The organism is Mesorhizobium sp. WSM4822, from assembly GCF_055811155.1.
In genome coordinates this window covers 445,688-464,692 of record NZ_JBVVQM010000004.1, presented here as the reverse complement: position 1 = coordinate 464,692, position 19,005 = coordinate 445,688, and the positions used below count along the sequence as shown (strand labels likewise).

The window sequence follows — 19,005 nt, the reverse complement described above, 5'->3', positions numbered from 1 at the left end:
CGGCTACTCCAGATTCTGGATCTGTTCACGAAACTGGTCGACCACCGCCTTCAGGTCCAGGCCGATCGCGGTGATGGCTGCGGCATTCGATTTGGAACACAGCGTATTCGATTCGCGGTTAAATTCCTGTGCCAGAAAATCGAGCTTGCGACCGACCGCGCCGCCGCCCACCAGCAGTGCCCGGCCGGATGCGACATGCGTTTTCAGCCGGTCGATCTCTTCGCGAATATCGGCCTTGGTGGCCAGGAACGCCGCCTCCATATGCAGTCGGGTGGCATCCAGATTGGCGGAAGCGTCCATCAGCAGCCTGACCTGCTCGGCGATGCGTTCGCGGATCACCGCGGTCTCGCGGGATGGATCCACTTCTGCCCGCAGCGTCAGCGCCTCGATCGTGTCGATATGACCCGACAACAGCAAAGCCAGCGCGGCTCCTTCGCCCTGCCGTGCCTGTTCGAGCCCGTTCAAGGCCACTTCGAGCGCGGCCATGATCGCGGCATCGAGCGTGGCCCTCGCCTCCTCGGTTTCGACGGTTTCAGGAATGTCGAGCACGCCGCGCAGCGAAAGCAATCCATCCGACGTCGCCGCAGCAACGCCGAATTGCTCCTGCAGCCGCTTGGCGAGCCCAGCAAGGTCCTTCAGGAAGGCTTCGTTGACGACCGGCTGCGCCTGCGCGCCAACGGCACGGCCGATGGTCAGCGTCGCCTGGAAATTGCCGCGTGCAAAACGTTTCTGAAGTATTTGCCGGACAGCAGGTTCCAACCGCTCGAAGCCTTGCGGCAGCCGCAGCCGTACCTCGACGCTCTTGCCGTTGACGGACTTGACCTCCCAGGCGATCGAGGTGCCTTCGTGCTCGGCGACGGCACGTGCAAAACCGGTCATGCTCTGCAAATTCATATCGCCCACACGTCCCTGGCACATCGCCCTGAACCGGCTTTCCGGACAGAGCGAGTGCGGCTTGAAAAAGACTGCGCCGCAGGCGCGCCGAAACCGGACGCGCGGCGCTCTTCCAAATGTCAGGGCGTTGCCTGCCGGGCAACGCCTTTCTTCATTTACTGGGCAGCGCCCGCGTCACCGCCGCTGTCGTCGGCACCGTCAGCCGGCCCACCGCCAGCGGGTTTGACGGCATTGCTGTCGCCGGTGCCAGTCGTCTTGGCGGCTTTGGCGGCATCATCGGCCTGCTTCTTCAGCAACGCGCGATAGCGGGCGACGTTCTCGTTGTGCTCGTCCAGCGTCGCGGCAAAGACGTGCCCGCCGGTGCCGTCGGCAACGAAATAGAGGTCGGCGGTCTTCGACGGATTGGCCACCGCCTCCAGCGCTGCACGACCCGGATTGGCGATCGGCGTCGGCGGCAAGCCATTGATCACATAGGTGTTGTAGGGCGTCTGTTTCTGGATGTCCGACTGGTAGATCGGCCGGTCCGCCGGCTTTCCCTTGCCGCCGAACAGCCCGTAAATGATGGTCGGATCGGATTGCAGGCGCATGCCCTTGGCAAGCCGGTTCAGGAAGACGGCGGCAACTCGCGAACGCTCGTCACCCTTGCCCGTCTCCTTCTCGACGATCGAGGCCAGCGTGACGAACTCCTCGACGTTGGCCAGCGGCAGGTCAGGCGCGCGCCGCTGCCAGACATCGTCGACCAGCTTCTTCTGATCCGCCAGCAGCTTGTCGACCATCTGCTGGCGTGTCGCTCCGCGCGTGAAGCGCAGCGTGTCGGTGGCGAGGCTGCCCTCCGGCGGCGTGGTTGCCGGCATGTCGCCGCTCAACGCAGTCTCCTCGGCGATGCGCTGCAATGCCTGGTCGACCGTCAGTCCTTCAGGAATGGTCAGCGAATACATCACCGACTTGCCGCTCTTCAGAAGCTCCATGATATCGCGCATGGATGCCCTGGGCTTGATCTCGTACTCGCCGGCTTTCAGCGCGGAATCATTGCCGAAGGCCCGCACGCCAAGGCGGAATACCCGGGCGTCGCTGATCAACCCGCGGCGTTCGAGCTGGTCGGCGATATCCTGGACGCCGGTGCTCGGCTTGACCAGGAAGGTGTCGCCATTGGCCGAAGGTCCGGGTTCGGTGAATTCCTGCTTGCCGAAATAGACCGCGACGCCGGCCGCCAGAACCACCAGCATCACCGAGGAGATGACGAAGTTCATGAACACGACGACCTGGCTGCGTGACGCACGCGAGCGCTTCGGCGGCGGCGTGCCAGCCTCCGGCCGCAACGCTTCGCTGGCCGTTTTCGGCACGATCGGGCCGGATGTCGGCGGCCGTTGCCCGAATTCTCCGTTGCCTGCCGGATTTGTGTTCATTTCGCCCTACCGTTTGATCGCCCGACGAATCCCCAGCGGCAGAGTAGGGGCGAATATGGCAAAATTGACGGCACGCCAAAGCGCGGCCCGGCAGCCGGACGATCAGCCATTGTAGCGCTGGAAGACCAGCGACGCGTTGGTCCCGCCAAAGCCGAAGGAATTGGACAGCGCCACGTCGATCTGGCGGGCACGCGGCTTGTTCGGCACCAGGTCGATCGCGGTTTCGCGTTCCGGGTTGTCGAGGTTGATGGTCGGCGGCGCGACATTGTCCCTGATGGCCAGGATCGAGAAGATCGCTTCGGCGGCACCCGCCGCCCCAAGCAGATGGCCGATCGACGACTTGGTCGACGACATCGAAATCTTCGACGCGGCATTGCCGACAAGCCGCTCGACAGCGCCGAGCTCGATCGTGTCGGCCATGGTCGAGGTGCCGTGCGCGTTGATGTAGTCGACATCGGCCGGCGTCAACTTGGCCCGATTCAGTGCCGCCGTCATGCAACGGAAGGCACCATCGCCATCCTCGGCGGGCGCGGTGATGTGATGCGCATCGCCGGTGAGACCATAACCCGTCACCTCGGCATAGATCTTGGCGCCGCGCGCCCTGGCATGTTCGAGCTCCTCGAGCACGACAACGCCGGCGCCCTCGCCCATGACGAAGCCGTCGCGGTCGCGATCATAGGGTCGCGACGCCGTTTGCGGCGAATCATTGCGTTCCGTCGACAGTGCCCGGCATGCGGCAAAGCCGGCGATCGACAGCCGCGTCACCGGCGCTTCGGCGCCACCGGCGACCATCACGTCGGCATCGCCCCACATGATCAACCGGGCAGCATCGCCAATGGCGTGCGCGCCGGTCGAACAGGCCGTGACGACGGCATGGTTCGGGCCTTTCAGTCCGTGCCGGATCGAAACCTGCCCGGAGACGAGATTGATGATCTGGCCCGGGATGAAGAAAGGGCTGATGCGGCGCGGGCCGCGCTCCTTGAGGATCATCGCGTTCTCGGCGATGCCCTCGATGCCGCCGATGCCGGAGCCGATCAGAACGCCGGTGGCACACCGCTCTTCATGCGTCTTGGGCTCCCAGCCGGAATCCTTCAGCGCCTCGTCGGCGGCGGCAATCCCGTAAAGGATGAAGTCGCCGATCTTGCGCAGTTCCTTCGGCTCGAGCACGGCCTCCGGATTGAAGGTGGCATTGCTGCCGCCACCACGCGGAATGACGTGGGCGATCTTGCAGGCAAGATCCTCCACCTCGAACTCAGTGATGCGCTTGGCAGCGCTGCGGCCGGTCAGAAGTTCCTTCCAGCTGTGCTCGAAGCCCATGCCGAACGGCGACAGCAACCCAAGGCCCGTGACGACGACACGCCTCATCGCAGGTCCTCCCCGGTGATGACTGCGGAAAGCGTCAGGCCGAAGCCTTGTCGATGTACTTCACGGCATCGCCAACGGTCAGGATGGTCTCAGCCGCATCGTCGGGAATCTCGACGCCGAATTCTTCTTCGAACGCCATGACGAGTTCGACCGTGTCGAGGCTGTCGGCGCCCAGATCATCGATGAAGCTCGCCTGCTCCGTCACTTTGTCGGCATCGACGCCAAGGTGCTCGATGACGATCTTCTTGACGCGCTCTGCGGTGTCACTCATTTGGGCATCCTCGTCTTTTGTTTGTCTGTCTTCGTTAGCGGGCAGAATGCCGCTAATCAAGCTGAAAGATGGTCCTGCCGAAAACGCAACGACTACGGACCGGTTTTTGCCCGAACCGCCGGGTTGCGGGCCGCATTACACGAAAAATAGCTGAGGTCCAAGCCGAAATGGTCTCTTTTCACAACCCGCCGGCGTTGCTGCCGAACCTCGTCAAATCATAGCCATGCCGCCATTTACGTGGATGGTCTGGCCAGTGACGTAGGCGGCTTCGTTGGAGGCGAGATAAGCGACGGCGGACGCGACTTCAACGCTGGTGCCCATGCGCCGCGTCGGGATCGCCGCCATGATCGCCTCTTTCTGCTTGTCGTTGAGCTTGTCGGTCATCGCCGATTCGATGAAGCCCGGGGCGACGCAGTTGACGGTGATGTTGCGGGTGGCGATCTCCTGTGCCAGCGATTTGGAGAAGCCGATCATGCCGGCCTTTGAGGCGCAGTAATTGGTCTGGCCGGGATTGCCGGTGATGCCGACCACCGAGGTGATGTTGATGATGCGGCCATGGCGGCGGCGCATCATCGGGTGGGTGAGTTCGCGGGTCAGCCTGAACACGGCGGTCAGGTTGACCTCGAGCACGCTGTCCCAGTCGGCATCCGACATGCGCACGAACAGGCCGTCCTTGGTGATGCCGGCGTTGTTGACCAGGATGTCGACGCCTTCGAGATCGGCTTCGGCTTTCTGGCCGAGCGCCTTGACCTCCTCACGGTTGGACAAATTGGCCGGGAACAGCTTGACCCGGTCGCCAAGCTCGCTAGCCAGCGCTTCCAGTTTCTCGACGCGGGTGCCATGCAGGCCGACGATCGCGCCCTGCGCATGCAGCATCCTGGCGATCGCCTCGCCGATGCCGCCGGATGCGCCGGTGACGAGCGCCTTGCGGCCAGTCAATTCGAACATTTTTGTCTCCTGATTGAGAAGAGAACACCCTTTACAGGGATGGGATCAAATGACGCTTTATGCAAGCGCCGCCATGGCCGCCTCGACGTCAGCCGCGGTGCCGACCGACGCGGTGGCGACATCGCGGCTGATGCGCCGCGCCAATCCTGAAAGCACCTTGCCGGCGCCGATCTCGTAAAGCGTGGTGACGCCGTTTGCGCCGAACCATTCCACCGTCTCGCGCCAACGCACGCGGCCGGTTATCTGTTCGACCAGGCGGCGGGCGATCTCGTCTGGATCGCTGGTCGGGCTGACCGTAACATTGGAGAGGACGGGAACCACCGGCGCGTTCTTTGCCACGCCGGCCAGGGCTTCGCGCATGACGTTCGCGGCCGGCGCCATCAGCGCGGAATGGAAGGGCGCGGACACCTGCAGCATCAGCGCGCGTTTGGCGCCTTTCTCGGTGCACAGTTTCGCGGCCAGTTCGACCGCGGCCTTGGCGCCGGAGATGACCAGTTGGCCACCGCCATTGTCGTTGGCGATCTGGCAGACAGAGCCTTTGGCGGCTTCCGCGCAAGCGGCTTCGACATCGGCATGTTCCAATCCGATGATCGCCGCCATGGCGCCCTCGCCGGCCGGCACCGCCGCCTGCATGGCATTGCCGCGTATGCGCAGCAACCGGGCGGCATCGGCAACCGAAACGAAGCCGGCAGCGGCCAACGCCGAATATTCGCCCAGCGAATGACCGGCGACATAGGCGATCTTGCCTTTCAGCGAGAAGCCGCGCGATTCCAGCGCCCGGATCGCGGCCAGCGACACCGCCATCAGCGCCGGCTGCGCGTTGGCGGTCAGCGTCAACGTCTCTTCCGGCCCTTCCCAGATCAGCTTCGACAGGTTTTCGCCGAGCGCATCGTCGACTTCCTGGAAGACCCTGCGCGCTTCGGGGAAGGCGTCGGCGAGATCCTTGCCCATGCCGACCGCCTGGCTGCCTTGTCCGGGAAAGGTGAATGCAACGGCCATGCGAGGGCTCCCAAGGGCTGGTTTTGCTTGCCTGAAGACGGGTTTTTCTTGCCTGTGACGCATGGCGGGGCGCCAAGTCAAGCCCGGTTCGACCCTGCCCGAGGGCAGCCTCGTCCGCCGAGTGCCTGTTGCGAAAGGGTTTTTGGCGATCACTCCTGATGAAAACCGCTCACGATTCGTTTGCTGGCTCTTCTTATTTCCGTTACAGGCGCTAGCTTTGCGTGACAATTCCATGACAATCGAGTGACGCGCTTGTCGCTGGGTGGGGAAGTTAAAGTGGCAAAGAGTTACAAACGCACCGGCAAGGCCGCGCCACAGTTCCTGGAAGACGACCCCTCCACCGGCTATCTGCCGGGCAGGAGATGGCCGGTCGTGCGCTATGGGCTGATCAGCCTGGCGATCGCCGCTATCCTGGTGTTTGCCATCGAACTGATCGTGCGCGGCGACTTTGCCGGAACCATCTCCTTCTTCCTGCAGCCGTTCAAGCCGGGCTGGACCACCATCGTCGTGTTTGCGCTGCTCCTGATCGGCTTCGATGCGGTGCTCGGCCGCAGCCACCAGAGCCTGATGATCGTCGCGCCGCTGACCTTGTCGCTTGCTTTCGTCGGTCACCAGAAGTCGCACTATCTCGGCGATCCGCTCTATCCGACCGATTTCCTCTATGCCCGCCAGATCTTCGCGCTGCTGCCGCTTTTGGTACGCGAACGGCCGATGACCGCGCTTGCCATGGTCGTCGGCATCGTCGCCGGCCTGTCGCTGCTCGTCTACGGCTGGCGGCTATGGCGCCGCAAGGTTCCCGCACTCAGCCGCAAGGGGCGCCTTGCGCGGCTGACGCTGGCAGTGCCGCTGCTCGCCTTCTTCGTTTCGATCATGGACTACGCCACCTTCTCCTGGACCAGGGATCGGCTGCAGATCATCCCGATCATGTGGGACCAGAAGGAAAACTATGCCTCCAACGGCTTTGCGCTGGCCTTTGCCCTCAACGTGCCGATGGCGCATGTCTCGGCGCCGCCGGGCTATTCCGACAAGGCAATCGCAGCGATAGCCAGGCCTGATGTGACCGCCTCGGTGCCGGCCGAGAAGCCGGACATCATCATCGTCATGAGCGAATCCTTCTGGGATCCGACCAAGTTGCCTGGCGTCACCATCACGCCAGATCCAATCCCCAATGTGCGGGCGCTGCGCTCGGGCTCGATGTTCTCGCCGGAGTTCGGCGGCATGACCGCCAATATCGAGTTCGAGGCGCTGACCGGCTTCTCCAACGCGTTCCTGCCGGCAGGCAGCATCCCCTATCAGCAATATGTGCGCACGCCGACGCCTTCGCTCGCGACCTTCCTGAAGAGCCAGGGTTACCGGGCGCGCGCCATCCATCCCGGCACCAACTGGTTCTGGAACCGTGGCGCGGTCTATGCCGATTTCGGCTTCAACGATTTCAAGTCGGAAGAGACGCTGCCGCCAATGCAAAAGCGCGGGCCACTGGCATCGGATGCGGCGATGACCGACGAGATCATCAGCGAGGCCGACGCCAGCGACGAGCCGGTGTTCTTCTTTGCGGTCAGCCTGCAAAACCACGGTCCCTACGAGCCGAACCGCTATTACAATCCCACGCATAGGGTGCAGGCGCCGATCAGCCAGTGGGCGCGCGAATCGCTACTCAGCTACGCCGAGGGCTCAGCCGATGCCGATCGCGGCCTCGAACGCCTCGTCGAATGGGCCAAGAAACGCTCCCGCCCCACCGTAATCGCCTTCTTCGGCGACCATCTGCCGCCGCTGGGGCCGGTCTATGTCGAAACCGGCTTCCTCAAGGACAATGTCGCGCCGCGCAAGGAAGCGTCGCCCGAGGCTGCTCTCGAGCATCACGAGACGCCGCTGGTCATCTGGTCGAACCGCACCGGGCCGGCTGAGCAGATGGGTGCCGTCAGCCCAGCCTTCCTGCCCTATCATATCCTGAAAACGGCCGGAATCAGCCATCCCTACTACACCGGCTTCCTGGGCGAGATGAGCGAACGCTACCGTGTCGTCGACCGCAATCTTCTGCTGACGCCGGCTGGCGAAGCCACCCCCGATTGGGCGCGGCAGAAGGAGATCGATCCGGCGATCCGCGATTTCCGCCTGCTGCAGTACGATATGATGTTCGGCAAGCGTCAGGCAGCGCCTGACTTCTTCCCCGAAACGGTCGACAAGGACAAGGTTGTCGCCCATACGAGTTGAGCCCAACGATCCCTCAGGCTCGTCCGTCCCGGATCGCGCGTTCAGTTCGTCAATTGCAGCTTCGAGAACTTGTTGGCGATCTGCTGGAAAACGTCCGGCAATTTGGTCGGATCGTTAACTGCATAATAGCCGCTCGGATCAGAAGCGCAGGCGCTGTAAAGCGCGCGGTTGGCTGCGGTGTCGGATTGCAGCACCATGGTGTAGATTTGCACGCCCTCGTTCTTCAATTGCGTGCAGACGCTTTTGGTCCAGCCGTCGACATTGCGTGCCGCCGTCGTCTGGTTATCTGATCCGAAACGGCCGCCGGCCAGATAGCCATATGATGTGTAGTCAGATTTCGTCGGCTGTTGGCTGGCGCCATAGACGACGTTCTCGCCGTCGGTGAGCAACAGCACGATCTTGCTGATGCCTGGCGTCTTCCACGGCGCTCCATCGGTGTAGGGCGCGGCGGGCGACAGCACCCGCATACCCCATGACAGGCCCTCGGAGACATTGGTGCCCGAACCGTTCCACTCGGTCATCTGACTGGCTGCCTTGCGCAGCTTGTCGAAATCGTCGGTCAGGGGGACCACCGGAGTCGGACACGCACGGTTCGGGCCGATAGTGATGGGAGAGCCGATCTCGGTGATGAGTTCCTTGGCGGGCGCAACATATTTGGCGATCTTTTCCCTGGCAGCCCTGTCATCGGGCGACAGAAGTTCGATGAGATTGCCGAGCAGGTTGCTGAGATCGATGCCCAGGATGTTGATGCCCGACTGGGCAAGCCTGGTTTTGTCGCTGACATCGTTGAGATAGGAGTTGTTGTAGTATTTATCCGAATTGCCATAGGAGCCAGACGGCTTTTGGGCGTCTTCGGGATCGTCCGGCGCAAAGTACGGCACGAACAGCGTGTCGGGCTTGGCCGTGTCGGGTGGCGTGTCGGAGATATTGTAAGCGCCTGGCCGCGCCTCGACACAACCCTTCCATCCGGTGCCATTCCATCCGGCATCGGTCCATCCGGTCTTCTTGAGCTGTTTGAAAAGCGCCATGTGGTTCGGCCGCTTGCCGTCGATGACGGGAAAATTGACGCCGTTGGTTGAGGACTTGCCGTCCATGTCGATCCAGGACGGGTCGAAGCCGTCGCCATTGACGTTGACGGCCGTCACGAAAGGAACCAGCGAGGCGCGGATCTTGCGCGTCGGCGATTTCGCCGCTTCGAGCGTGTCGAGCAACGATTTTGTCGCCGTCCTCAGCGCCGTCATGCGCGCGCCGGCCATCGAGCCGGTGTTGTCCAGTACCAGCACGACTTCGAGCTGATTGTTCGATTCGACCGCCGAGGCATCGACCACGATGTGCTTGCTGTCGCCGAACAGGAAGGCGAAGTTGAGATTGACGTCCGCCGAGGCAACCGCCTTTGTCTTGACGAAGTTGACGCCCTTGTCGACAGTCAGCGTCGCCTGCGCATTGCCGAGCTCGCCATGACCGACGATGTTGGCCTGGAAATAGCGGTTGAAAGCGTCATTGCGGGTGATGTCGAGATCGCCAAGGTGCGAAGAAGCAAGATTTGCCGAATCGAGAGCGTTCTGCAGATTGCTCTTGGCCCGCATAAGGGTCGAGACATCGGTTGCGAAAGCGACTGCTGTCAGGATGACCGGCAAACCCAGTCCCAGCACAAGCGTGAAATTGCCGCTCTTCGAGCGCCAGAATTTGTTGAAAAGCATCCTTACCCCCGGAAATGCTTGCCGCTTTTGCGCGGTTGTCCGGGCTTTTGCGCCTTCCATGATGAATCGACCGTTGATGGCCAGGCTTCAACTCTACACAACCTGCTGGTGTGGTTAAGACGTGGTTGCCGGAAACCACAACTCCGACCGTTGCTGCTCCCCGATCATCGGCTATGACACACGGGAATGCCGCTTGCGCTTGCTTTGCGGCCGGATTGCTGTATAGACGCCAGCAATCTGCCGGTCCTTGCTGGGGGCTGAACGGAGGGCCGGAGGTTTTTCAGAACCTTCGTGTGAAGCCGGAAGTGCTTCCGCCTCCCGTGTCTCCGCTCTCGACCGTCTCGTCATGCTCCTTTCTTCCCCCTGCCCCTTCGAGGGTTTGCGGGTCAGAGAAGTTGCAGAGGCTTTTGCCGCCGGGAACCGGGAGAGAAACGAAGAAAGGCATAGGACATAATGGCTCTTTACGAACATGTGTTTCTTGCCCGGCAGGACCTCTCGCAGCAGCAGGTCGATGCGCTTGTCGAACAGTACAAGGGTGTCATCTCCGCTAATGGCGGGTCCGTCGGCCGGGTCGAGAACTGGGGACTGAAGTCCCTCACCTACCGGGTCAACAAGAACCGGAAGGCTTACTACACGCTGATGGACCTGAATTGCCCGGCGGCCGCGCTCAACGAGATGGAGCGCCAGATGGGCCTGTCCGAGGACGTGCTGCGTTTCCTGACCATCAAGGTCGAGGCGCATGAGGAAGGCCCGTCGGCCATGATGCAGAAGCGCGAAGAGCGCTCGGAACGCGGCGGCTTCGGCGACCGTGACCGTGGCGATCGTGGTCCGCGTTCGTTCGGCGATCGTGATCGCGGCGACCGCGGCGATCGTCCGCCGCGCTCGTTCGGCGACGCTGGTGCCGATCGTGGTCCGCGCCGTCCGCGCGAAGGCTTTGAAGGGGGTGCAGAATAATGGTCGACATCAATCAGATCCCGACCCGGCGCCCGTTCCATCGCCGCCGCAAGACCTGCCCGTTCTCCGGCGCCAACGCGCCCAAGATCGACTACAAGGACGTGCGTCTGCTGCAGCGCTACATTTCTGAGCGCGGCAAGATCGTGCCGTCGCGCATCACCGCCGTCAGCCAGAAGAAGCAGCGCGAACTCGCCAAGGCGATCAAGCGCGCCCGCTTCCTCGGCCTGCTGCCCTACGTGGTTCGCTAATATCTCAAATGCGGGCGGTTCGCCGCCCGCTCTTTCCCACGGCGACGGGCGCCGCAGGGCCGAACATCAAATCCCAGGTTGAGGTCAAAACCTCTAACTGCCGCAACAGGCAGGACAGCGACACCAGCGCCAAAGGCGCTCAAGCTTCCTGACCTGTTCCCAAGACATTCGGCGTCGATCTCATCGATCGATTGGCGCCCAACCGAAGGAACAAAACCATGGACGTCATTCTTCTCGAACGCGTTTCCCGCCTCGGCCAGATGGGCGATACCGTCAAGGTCAAGGACGGCTTCGCCCGTAACTTCCTGCTGCCGCAGGGTAAGGCGCTGCGCGCCAACGAAGCCAACAAGAAGAAGTTCGAAGGTCAGCGCGCCCAGCTCGAAGCCCGCAACCTCGAGCGCAAATCGGAAGCGGCCCAGGTCGCCGAAAAGCTCGACGGCAAGAGCTTCATCGCCGTTCGCTCCGCCGGCGAAACCGGACAGCTTTACGGTTCCGTTTCGACCCGCGACATCGCCGATCTGCTGACGGCGGAAGGTTTCTCGATCAATCGCAACCAGATCCTGCTCAACCAGCCGATCAAGACCATCGGTGTCACCAATGTGGCGATCGCGCTGCATCCGGAAGTCGAGGTCACCGTCACGCTCAACATCGCCCGCACGGCCGACGAAGCCGAGCGCCAGGCCAAGGGCGAGACTCTGACCACCGCCGAAGCCATCTATGGCGACGACATCAACGACAACGCCCGGCCGGAGAACTTCTTCGATCCGAACACCGAGTTTGAAGGCGGCGAAGACAACGCCTGATCATCCATAGCAAAGAGGTTGAAGCTGCGCTCCGATCTCGATTGAAGCGTGCTTCGATCACTTTGCCGTCATCCAGCCATGCTGGACCAATGCCCGGGCCTCTCGCCCGGGCATTTTTGTGCCAAATGGAACTTTTCGAACCCCTATATATTGTTGCAGACTATGGCGTCGCGCGTCGTTTGGCCGCGCAAAGCAACGCTGTGCAACTTTGGTTCGGCGCAAGATCTTCGGCGAAATCGGAACCGATTTTCGCGGTCACGCGCCAAGGCAGCCTGTCTGGCCGAGAGGGGACATTTGGTCATGAATATCCTGTTGAAGCGCGTTCTCGACCGCCTGGTACGTACCGGCAATCTCAAGGTGACCGGTCCCAAGGGCTCGGCTGTGGTTTTCGGCGACGGCAGCGGCGAACCGGTGCACATGCACATCAAGACCGCGCATGCCGAGCGCGCCATCACCTTCGATCCGATGTTGGCGGTGCCTGAAGCCTACATGGACGGCGAACTCGACATTCTCGAAGGCGGCGTGCTGGGCGTGATGCGCATCGCCTTCCAGAACATGGGCAGCGGCGGCATCGACGCCACCTGGTCGAAGGCCATCGAAGGCTTGCGCCACGCCTTCCGCCGGCTGCAGCAGATCAACACCGCCTCGCGCTCGCGGCGCAACGTGCAGCGACACTACGATTTGTCGGGCGACCTCTACCGGCTCTTCCTCGACGAGGACATGCAATATTCCTGCGCCTATTTCGAGCAGCCGGACATGACGCTCGACGAAGCGCAGGCCGCCAAGAAACGCCACATCGCCGCCAAGCTCCGGCTGAAGGCCGGCCAGACCGTGCTCGACATCGGCTCCGGCTGGGGCGGGCTTGGCCTCTACCTCGCCAAGGCGTTCGACGTCGACGTGCAGGGCGTGACTCTGTCGACCGAGCAGCATGGCGTAGCCACCGACCGGGCGCACGCACAAGGGCTGGAAAGCCGCGTGCATTTCGAGCTGAAGGACTACCGCGAACTCAACGAGCGTTTCGACCGCATCGTCTCGGTCGGTATGTTCGAGCATGTCGGCGTCAACCACTACCGTACGTTCTTCGACAAGAGCGCGACGCTGCTCAAGCCCGATGGCGTGATGCTGTTGCACACGATCGGTCGTTCCGGCGTGCCGTGGGCGACCAGCGCCTTCATCCGCAAATACATCTTCCCGGGCGGCTATATCCCTTCGCTCTCGGAAGTCATGCCGGCGATCGAAAAGTCGGGCCTGGTCGTCACCGACGTCGAGATCCTGCGGCTCCACTATGCCGATACGCTGAAGCACTGGGGCGTGCGCTTCGCCGCCAATCGCGACAAGGCCAAGGCGATCTATGACGAGCGTTTCTGCCGCATGTGGGAATTCTATCTGGCGGCCTCGGAAGCTGCCTTCCGCTGGCAGGATCTGGTGATCTTCCAGATCCAGATCGCCAAGAAGAACGACACGCTGCCGATGACACGCGACTACATGGCCAAATGCGAAAAAGCGCTTGAGATGCGCGACATGGGGCATCGTGAAACGGCTCCCGTCAAAAAGAGCCCGGCCGCCAAGCCGGCTCGCCGCCGCAAGGTTGCCGACCAGGAATAGCATTGCCGCTTGCCATTGCCGGCGCCTGCACTGAAAAAGGTCCCGTGACTGTCGCGGGACCTTTTTTTCATGACCTACGTCCTCTATGCCGCCGCCGCTCTGGCCGAGATCGCCGGCTGCTTTTCGTTCTGGGCCTGGTGGCGGCTGGATAAGTCGCCGCTTTGGCTTCTTCCCGGCCTCGCCTCGCTTGCCCTGTTCGGCTTCCTGCTGGCGTTGGTGGACATGTCAGCCGCCGGCCGCGCCTACGCCGCCTATGGCGGCATCTACATCGCGGCGTCGCTTGGCTGGCTGTGGCTGGTGGAGGGCGTTCGCCCCGACCGCTGGGATCTTGCCGGTGCCGCGCTCTGCATTGCCGGCGCTTCGGTGATCCTTCTCGTCCCGCGGGGCGCGTGAGATGGAGTTGCCGGCCTCCCTTCGCCAAGGTGTCGAGCGCCTGCTCGAAAACGTTCCGCTGGCGGTAATCAAGCAAGCGGCAAAAACGCTGTCCGACCGTTACCGTGCCGAGTTGCGCGACGGCCGTTTGCACATGGCCGAGGATCTGGCCGTGAAAGCCTATTTGGCGACGCGGCTGCCGGCGACCTATGCCGCGATCCGCGCCAGCCTCGACGCGCTGAGCGACGCAAAGCCCGGCTTTCAACCCAGGAGCCTGCTCGATGTCGGCGCCGGCCCTGGCACGGTGCTTTGGGCCACGACCGACCTGTGGCCCGATCTCGAACAGGCAGTGTTGTTCGAAGCCAGTGCCGCGGTGCGCAAGGTCGGCGAGACGCTTGCCGGCGACACAATTGTCGCCCAGACCAGATGGCTGGCCGGTGATGCCACCATCGACCTTGCCGACATCGAGCCGGCCGATCTGGTCACGTGCGCCTATGTGCTCGACGAAATCGCTCCCGCATCACTGCCGAAGCTCATCGACCGCCTCTGGCAACTCACCGCCGACACGCTGCTTGTGGTCGAGCCGGGCACCCCCGCCGGCTGGCAGCGCATCCTTGCCGTGCGCCGGCAGTTGATCGAGGCGGGCGCGCATGTGCTTGCGCCTTGCCCGCATCAGGCGCCCTGCCCGCTCACCGCGCCCGACTGGTGCCACTTTTCCCGCCGCGTCGCCCGCTCGCGCCTGCACCGGCTGGCCAAGGACGCCGACGTGCCGTGGGAAGATGAGAAATTCATCTATGTCGCGGCTTCTCGCGACGGACTCACATCGCACCAGGCGCGGGTTCTTGCGCCGCCGAAATCCGGTTCCGGCAAGGTTCTGCTCAAACTTTGCCGGGACGACGGCACCGCCGCCGAGCGCTTGTTCACCAAGCGCGACGGCGCCGACTTCAAGCTGGCCCGGCGGCTGGACTGGGGCGACAGGCTGGCTTCCGAATAGACAGCAGCAGCGTTTGCGACCGCCTCGAAGAAAAATTTCGAAGCGATGTCGAATCCAGGCCGTGCCGTTCGACCATTGGCGTTCTCGGACCTTTCGAGACGCCAAGGGTGTCAAACGGCATCAGCCAATAGGAGAAACGCAATGAGCTATATTGCAGGATTTGTCGCCGCGGTGCCCGCCGCCAACAAGGAAGCTTACCGCAGGCATGTCGCCGAGGTGGCATCGGTGCTGAAGGAGTTCGGCACCACCCGCATGGTCGAAGGATGGGGCGACGACGTGCCCGGCGGCAAGATCACCGACTTCAAGGGAGCCGTGAAGGCAAAGCCGGATGAAGTCATCACCTTTTCATGGCACGAATACGCGGACAAGGCGGCGGCGGACGCGGCCTATCAGACGATGATGAGCGACCCGCGCATGGCGGAGATCGGCGCTTCCATGCCCTTTGACGGCAAGCGCATGATCATCGGTGGCTTCACGCCCTTCATCGACCTGAACACGACCGGCAAGACGGGCTATATCGATGGCTCGCTGGTGCCGGTGCCGGCCGCCAACAAGCAGGCCTACCTTGCCGTAGCGACGAAGCAGGCCGCGGTGATCAAGGAACACGGCGCAACCCGCGTTGTCGAAGCGTGGGGCGACGATGTTCCCGACGGCGAGGTCACCGACTACCGTGGCGCCGTGAAAGCGACGGGCGACGAGGTCGTCGTCTATGCCTGGGTCGAATGGCCGTCGAAGCAGGTGCGCGATGACGCCTGGAAAAAGGTGATTGCCGATCCGCGCATGTATGCCGACACCATGCCCTACGACAACCAGCGCCGGGTCCATGGCGGCTTTGCGCCGATCCTCGACGCCTGATCCCAAGAACCCTAGTTTTCGACAATCCTGGAAAAGGAAACCCACCATGCGTTACGCCTGTCTCATCTATTACCACCCCAAAACATTGTTCGGCGGCAGCCCGGAGGCCAATGCCGTGCTGGCCGAGTGCTCCGGATATGACGAGGTGCTCAAAGCCAGCGGCCACTTCGTAACCGCCGAGGCCCTGGTGCTGCCCGAGGAGGCAATGACCGTGCAGGTCCGCGACGGCAAGATGTCGACCGTCGACGGCCCGTTCATGGAGACCAAGGAGATCCTGGGCGGCATCATCGTCATCGAGGCCCGCGATCTCAACGAGGCGGTGCGAGTGGCGAGCGGTCATCCGCTGGCAACGATCGGCTTTGTCGAAGTTCGCCCGGTCGTCGACTTCAGCCAGCCGCCGCCGGTCCTGTGAGCACCACCAGCCCCCGCGATGCCCTGGAGGCGGCCTACCGCACCGAGGCGCGGCGCGTGCTGGCGACCTTGATCCGCCTGCTCGGCGGTTTCGACGCGGCGGAGGAGGCCTTGCATGAGGCCTTCACTGCTGCCGCCGAGCAATGGCCGCGCCAGGGTGTGCCGGCCAACCCCTATTCCTGGCTGGTCTCGGCCGGCCGCTTCAGGACCATCGACCGCTGGCGCCGGGAAGCGCGGCTGACCGGGGCCTTTCCCGAGCTCACGGCTTTGGCCGAGCCGACACGGGAACCAGCCATGCCGGAAGACATCGAGGACGACGAATTGCGGCTCATTTTCGTCTGCTGCCACCCGGCGCTGACGCCGGATGCACGCATTGCCCTGACCCTGCGCGAAGTGGGTGGTTTGACCACCGAGGAGATTGCCCGCGCCTATCTGACGCCGGCACCGACCATTGCGCAACGCATCGTGCGGGCCAAGGCGAAGATCCGGGACGAGGCGATCCCCTACGAGGTGCCCGACCGCGCCGACCTGCCGGTGCGTCTCGAGAGCGCGCTGCAGGTCATATACCTGATCTTCAACGAGGGTTACGCGGCCACCGAGGGGCCGAACCTGACGCGGGCCGACCTGTGCGCCGAGGCGATCCGGCTCGGCCGGCTGATGGTCGAACTGCTCGACCAGCCGGAGGCGCAAGGGCTGCTTGCCCTGATGCTGCTGCACGAGGCGCGGCGCGCGACGCGGGTCAATGCCAGCGGCGACCTTGTCCTGCTGGAGGATCAGGACCGCACGCTGTGGGACCGTTCGCTGATCGCCGAGGCCGACGGCCTGATCGGTCGGGCGATCGCCTCGCGCCGCATCGGACCGTATATCCTGCAGGCGGCCATTGCTTCCGTCCACGCCGAGGCGGCAGGCACGGCGGAGACCGACTGGGTACAGATCGTCGCGCTTTACGATGTGCTCGGCCGCGTCGACCCCTCGCCGGTCGTGGCACTCAACCGCGCAGCGGCCATAGGCATGCGCGACGGCCCGCTGGCCGGACTGGCGGCAATCGAGGCGGTCATGGGACAAGGCGGGCTGGACGGCTACCATCTGGCTCATGCCGCGCGGGCAGACATGCAACGCAGGCTTGGCTTGACCGAAGCGGCAAAGACCTCCTACCGGCGGGCGCTCGAGTTGACCCGGCAACCAGCGGAACGTCGGTTCATCGAGAGGCGACTCGGTCAGCTTTGAGCGGGATGGCCGCACAGGGCACTATTCTTGTTTTCCCGTTTTGTTCTCCCTCTAGATGGGCTACAATCGTCCTTTCGATTCGAGTCAATTGTGATTCTTTCCACCGAAAAAACGTGGCTGTGAATCGCGGGTATCAAAGCTGATTGGACAGGCACTGGTGCAGATAAGTCAGCATGGACTTGTCGCGTTCTGATATCGAGAAGCCGGGATCGCAATCGGGGACATCATGGCAGAAGCAGCGCGTAAATTCGGCGTGGCGGAAACACCGCTTTATCGTGAAGCGCCAAACAACATCGAGGCCGAGCAGGCGCTGCTCGGCGCCATCCTCGTCAACAACGATGCCTTCTACCGCGTCTCGGACTTCCTCAAGGCCAGCCATTTCTACGAGCCGCTGCACCGCAAGATCTTCGAGGTGGCGTCCGAGTTCATCCGTATGGGCAAGGTCGCGACGCCGATCACGCTGAAAACCTTCCTGCCGGCCGACGAGAAGGTCGGCGACATGACAATGGCGCAATATGTCGTGCGGCTGGCGGTGGAGGCCGTTACCGTCGTCAACGCCACCGATTATGGCCGCGCCATCTATGACCTTGCCACGCGCCGCGCGCTGATCACCGTCGGCGAGGACATGGTCAACATCGCCTATGACGCGCCGGTCGACATGGCGCCCGGCGAGCAGATCGAGGATGCCGAGCGGCGGCTGTTCGAGCTGGCCGAAAACGGCCGCTACGATGGCGGTTTCGAAAGTTTTTCCGATGCGTTGAAGAACGCCGTCGACATGGCCAGTGCGGCCTATATGCGCGATGGCCACCTGTCCGGCATTGCCACCGGCCTGCGCGATCTCGACCACCGCATGGGCGGCCTGCAGCCGTCGGATTTGATCATCATCGCCGGCCGCCCGGGCATGGGCAAGACCTCGCTGGCCACCAACATCGCCTACAACATCGCTGCCGCCTATGAGCCCGCCCAGCAAGCCGACGGCTCGGTCAAGGCGGCCAATGGCGGTGTCGTCGGCTTCTTCTCGCTCGAAATGTCGTCGGAGCAGCTGGCCACCCGTATCATCTCCGAGCAGACCGAGATCCCATCCTCCAAAATTAGGCGTGGCGACCTGACCGAAGCCGATTTCGGCAAGCTCGTCGCCTACACGCAGGAGAACCACAAGCGCCCGCTCTACATCGACCAGACGGGTGGTATCTCGATCGCCCAGCTCGCGGCGCGCGCCCGCCGCCTCAAGCGCCAGCGCGGGCTGGACCTGATGGTCATCGACTATATCCAGCTGATGCAGGGTTCATCCGCCAAGGCGTCGCAGAACCGCGTCCAGGAAATCACCGAGATCACCACCGGATTGAAGGCGCTCGGCAAGGAGCTGGGCGTGCCGATCATCGCGCTCTCGCAGCTCTCGCGTCAGGTCGAAAGCCGCGACGACAAGCATCCGCAGCTGTCCGATCTGCGCGAATCGGGCTCGATCGAGCAGGACGCCGACGTGGTGCTGTTCGTGTACCGCGAGGAATATTACATCAAGAACAAGGAGCCGGAGAAAGGCACGCCCGAGCATCTCGCCTGGGAGACGAAGATGATCGAGGTCCAGGGCAAGGCCGAAGTGATCATCGCCAAGCAGCGCCACGGACCGACCGGCACCGTCAGCCTTGCCTTCCAGGGCGAGTTCACCCGCTTCTCCGACCTCGCCGAGGAGCATCATCTGCCGGAAAGGTTCGAGTGACCTATTGAGACAGGTCTCGTTCCTT

The 19,005-nt window shown here is 63.0% G+C and carries 18 protein-coding genes; 11 read left to right on the top strand and 7 right to left on the bottom strand.

Annotation, left to right across the window (positions count from 1 at the left end; translation table 11 throughout):
* Positions 1 to 3 precede the first annotated feature (3 nt).
* From AC0L3E_RS12895 to fabD, 6 genes are all read right to left on the bottom strand, one after another.
* Complete coding sequence (locus AC0L3E_RS12895) at positions 4 to 894, bottom strand: YicC/YloC family endoribonuclease (RefSeq protein ID WP_256745642.1); 891 nt, start codon at positions 892 to 894, stop codon at positions 4 to 6.
* A 155-nt stretch (positions 895 to 1,049) separates the two neighbouring features.
* Entirely contained in the window at positions 1,050 to 2,300 is a 1,251-nt protein-coding gene (gene mltG, locus AC0L3E_RS12890) for an endolytic transglycosylase MltG (RefSeq protein WP_473604894.1), read from the bottom strand.
* Positions 2,301 to 2,402: 102 nt separating this feature from the next.
* On the bottom strand, positions 2,403 to 3,665 hold the full coding sequence (fabF, locus tag AC0L3E_RS12885; protein ID WP_128309554.1) for a beta-ketoacyl-ACP synthase II: 1,263 nt from the start codon (positions 3,663 to 3,665) through the stop codon (positions 2,403 to 2,405).
* A 34-nt stretch (positions 3,666 to 3,699) separates the two neighbouring features.
* Positions 3,700 to 3,936 (bottom strand): acyl carrier protein, encoded by a 237-nt coding sequence (locus tag AC0L3E_RS12880; RefSeq protein WP_006203723.1) that lies wholly within the window; start codon positions 3,934 to 3,936, stop codon positions 3,700 to 3,702.
* 210 nt (positions 3,937 to 4,146) lie between these two features.
* On the bottom strand, positions 4,147 to 4,884 hold the full coding sequence (gene fabG, locus AC0L3E_RS12875) for a 3-oxoacyl-[acyl-carrier-protein] reductase (RefSeq protein WP_127271122.1): 738 nt from the start codon (positions 4,882 to 4,884) through the stop codon (positions 4,147 to 4,149).
* Positions 4,885 to 4,941: 57 nt separating this feature from the next.
* Positions 4,942 to 5,883: an ACP S-malonyltransferase gene (gene fabD / locus AC0L3E_RS12870; RefSeq protein ID WP_473604893.1), complete on the bottom strand. Its 942-nt coding sequence runs from the start codon at positions 5,881 to 5,883 to the stop codon at positions 4,942 to 4,944.
* 252 nt (positions 5,884 to 6,135) lie between these two features.
* On the opposite strand from fabD, the gene AC0L3E_RS12865 reads away from it, so the two are divergent.
* A complete protein-coding gene (locus tag AC0L3E_RS12865; RefSeq protein ID WP_127331793.1) occupies positions 6,136 to 8,094 on the top strand; it encodes an LTA synthase family protein in 1,959 nt (652 codons plus the stop codon).
* A gap of 41 nt (positions 8,095 to 8,135) precedes the next feature.
* On the opposite strand, the gene AC0L3E_RS12860 is transcribed toward AC0L3E_RS12865, so the two are convergent.
* Positions 8,136 to 9,794 (bottom strand): pilus assembly protein TadG-related protein, encoded by a 1,659-nt coding sequence (locus AC0L3E_RS12860; protein ID WP_473604892.1) that lies wholly within the window; start codon positions 9,792 to 9,794, stop codon positions 8,136 to 8,138.
* 453 nt (positions 9,795 to 10,247) lie between these two features.
* Here AC0L3E_RS12860 and rpsF point away from each other — a divergent pair, with 453 nt between their 5' ends.
* The 10 genes from rpsF (at position 10,248) to AC0L3E_RS12810 (ending at position 18,980) form a co-directional block, all read left to right on the top strand.
* Positions 10,248 to 10,748, top strand: coding sequence for a 30S ribosomal protein S6 (gene rpsF, locus AC0L3E_RS12855; RefSeq protein ID WP_013532520.1), 501 nt, complete (start codon positions 10,248 to 10,250; stop codon positions 10,746 to 10,748).
* Positions 10,748 to 10,996 carry a 30S ribosomal protein S18 gene (rpsR, locus tag AC0L3E_RS12850; protein WP_006203718.1) on the top strand — a complete coding sequence of 83 codons (249 nt, stop codon included), beginning with the start codon at positions 10,748 to 10,750 and terminating at the stop codon, positions 10,994 to 10,996. The genes rpsF and rpsR overlap by 1 nt, the downstream gene beginning before the upstream one ends.
* A gap of 218 nt (positions 10,997 to 11,214) precedes the next feature.
* Complete coding sequence (rplI, locus tag AC0L3E_RS12845; protein ID WP_023813757.1) at positions 11,215 to 11,799, top strand: 50S ribosomal protein L9; 585 nt, start codon at positions 11,215 to 11,217, stop codon at positions 11,797 to 11,799.
* A 300-nt stretch (positions 11,800 to 12,099) separates the two neighbouring features.
* Entirely contained in the window at positions 12,100 to 13,404 is a 1,305-nt protein-coding gene (locus AC0L3E_RS12840; RefSeq protein WP_127272489.1) for an SAM-dependent methyltransferase, read from the top strand.
* Between the two features lie 69 nt (positions 13,405 to 13,473).
* Entirely contained in the window at positions 13,474 to 13,797 is a 324-nt protein-coding gene (locus AC0L3E_RS12835) for a YnfA family protein (RefSeq protein ID WP_127322260.1), read from the top strand.
* A 1-nt stretch (position 13,798) separates the two neighbouring features.
* Complete coding sequence (locus AC0L3E_RS12830) at positions 13,799 to 14,770, top strand: small ribosomal subunit Rsm22 family protein (protein ID WP_128308597.1); 972 nt, start codon at positions 13,799 to 13,801, stop codon at positions 14,768 to 14,770.
* Between the two features lie 141 nt (positions 14,771 to 14,911).
* A complete protein-coding gene (locus tag AC0L3E_RS12825) occupies positions 14,912 to 15,625 on the top strand; it encodes a DUF1428 domain-containing protein (RefSeq protein ID WP_127267849.1) in 714 nt (237 codons plus the stop codon).
* 46 nt (positions 15,626 to 15,671) lie between these two features.
* Positions 15,672 to 16,037: a YciI family protein gene (locus AC0L3E_RS12820; protein WP_027037981.1), complete on the top strand. Its 366-nt coding sequence runs from the start codon at positions 15,672 to 15,674 to the stop codon at positions 16,035 to 16,037.
* Entirely contained in the window at positions 16,034 to 17,263 is a 1,230-nt protein-coding gene (locus tag AC0L3E_RS12815) for an RNA polymerase sigma factor (protein ID WP_473604891.1), read from the top strand. Before AC0L3E_RS12820 ends, AC0L3E_RS12815 begins: the two co-directional genes overlap by 4 nt.
* A 226-nt stretch (positions 17,264 to 17,489) precedes the next feature.
* Positions 17,490 to 18,980: a replicative DNA helicase gene (locus tag AC0L3E_RS12810; RefSeq protein WP_127261333.1), complete on the top strand. Its 1,491-nt coding sequence runs from the start codon at positions 17,490 to 17,492 to the stop codon at positions 18,978 to 18,980.
* Positions 18,981 to 19,005 lie beyond the last annotated feature (25 nt).

Bases quoted from the DNA above. Each gene is read 5' to 3' on its own strand.
- AC0L3E_RS12860 (WP_473604892.1), bottom strand. From the start codon at position 9,794: ATGCTTTTCAACAAATTCTGGCGCTCGAAGAGCGGCAATTTCACGCTT.
- AC0L3E_RS12835 (WP_127322260.1), top strand. From the start codon at position 13,474: ATGACCTACGTCCTCTATGCCGCCGCCGCTCTGGCCGAGATCGCCGGC.
- AC0L3E_RS12840 (WP_127272489.1), top strand. From the start codon at position 12,100: ATGAATATCCTGTTGAAGCGCGTTCTCGACCGCCTGGTACGTACCGGC.
- fabG (WP_127271122.1), bottom strand. From the start codon at position 4,884: ATGTTCGAATTGACTGGCCGCAAGGCGCTCGTCACCGGCGCATCCGGC.
- AC0L3E_RS12820 (WP_027037981.1), top strand. From the start codon at position 15,672: ATGCGTTACGCCTGTCTCATCTATTACCACCCCAAAACATTGTTCGGC.
- AC0L3E_RS12880 (WP_006203723.1), bottom strand. From the start codon at position 3,936: ATGAGTGACACCGCAGAGCGCGTCAAGAAGATCGTCATCGAGCACCTT.
- fabD (WP_473604893.1), bottom strand. From the start codon at position 5,883: ATGGCCGTTGCATTCACCTTTCCCGGACAAGGCAGCCAGGCGGTCGGC.
- AC0L3E_RS12810 (WP_127261333.1), top strand. From the start codon at position 17,490: ATGGCAGAAGCAGCGCGTAAATTCGGCGTGGCGGAAACACCGCTTTAT.
- rplI (WP_023813757.1), top strand. From the start codon at position 11,215: ATGGACGTCATTCTTCTCGAACGCGTTTCCCGCCTCGGCCAGATGGGC.
- rpsR (WP_006203718.1), top strand. From the start codon at position 10,748: ATGGTCGACATCAATCAGATCCCGACCCGGCGCCCGTTCCATCGCCGC.
- rpsF (WP_013532520.1), top strand. From the start codon at position 10,248: ATGGCTCTTTACGAACATGTGTTTCTTGCCCGGCAGGACCTCTCGCAG.
- AC0L3E_RS12825 (WP_127267849.1), top strand. From the start codon at position 14,912: ATGAGCTATATTGCAGGATTTGTCGCCGCGGTGCCCGCCGCCAACAAG.
- AC0L3E_RS12830 (WP_128308597.1), top strand. From the start codon at position 13,799: ATGGAGTTGCCGGCCTCCCTTCGCCAAGGTGTCGAGCGCCTGCTCGAA.
- fabF (WP_128309554.1), bottom strand. From the start codon at position 3,665: ATGAGGCGTGTCGTCGTCACGGGCCTTGGGTTGCTGTCGCCGTTCGGC.
- mltG (WP_473604894.1), bottom strand. From the start codon at position 2,300: ATGAACACAAATCCGGCAGGCAACGGAGAATTCGGGCAACGGCCGCCG.
- AC0L3E_RS12895 (WP_256745642.1), bottom strand. From the start codon at position 894: ATGAATTTGCAGAGCATGACCGGTTTTGCACGTGCCGTCGCCGAGCAC.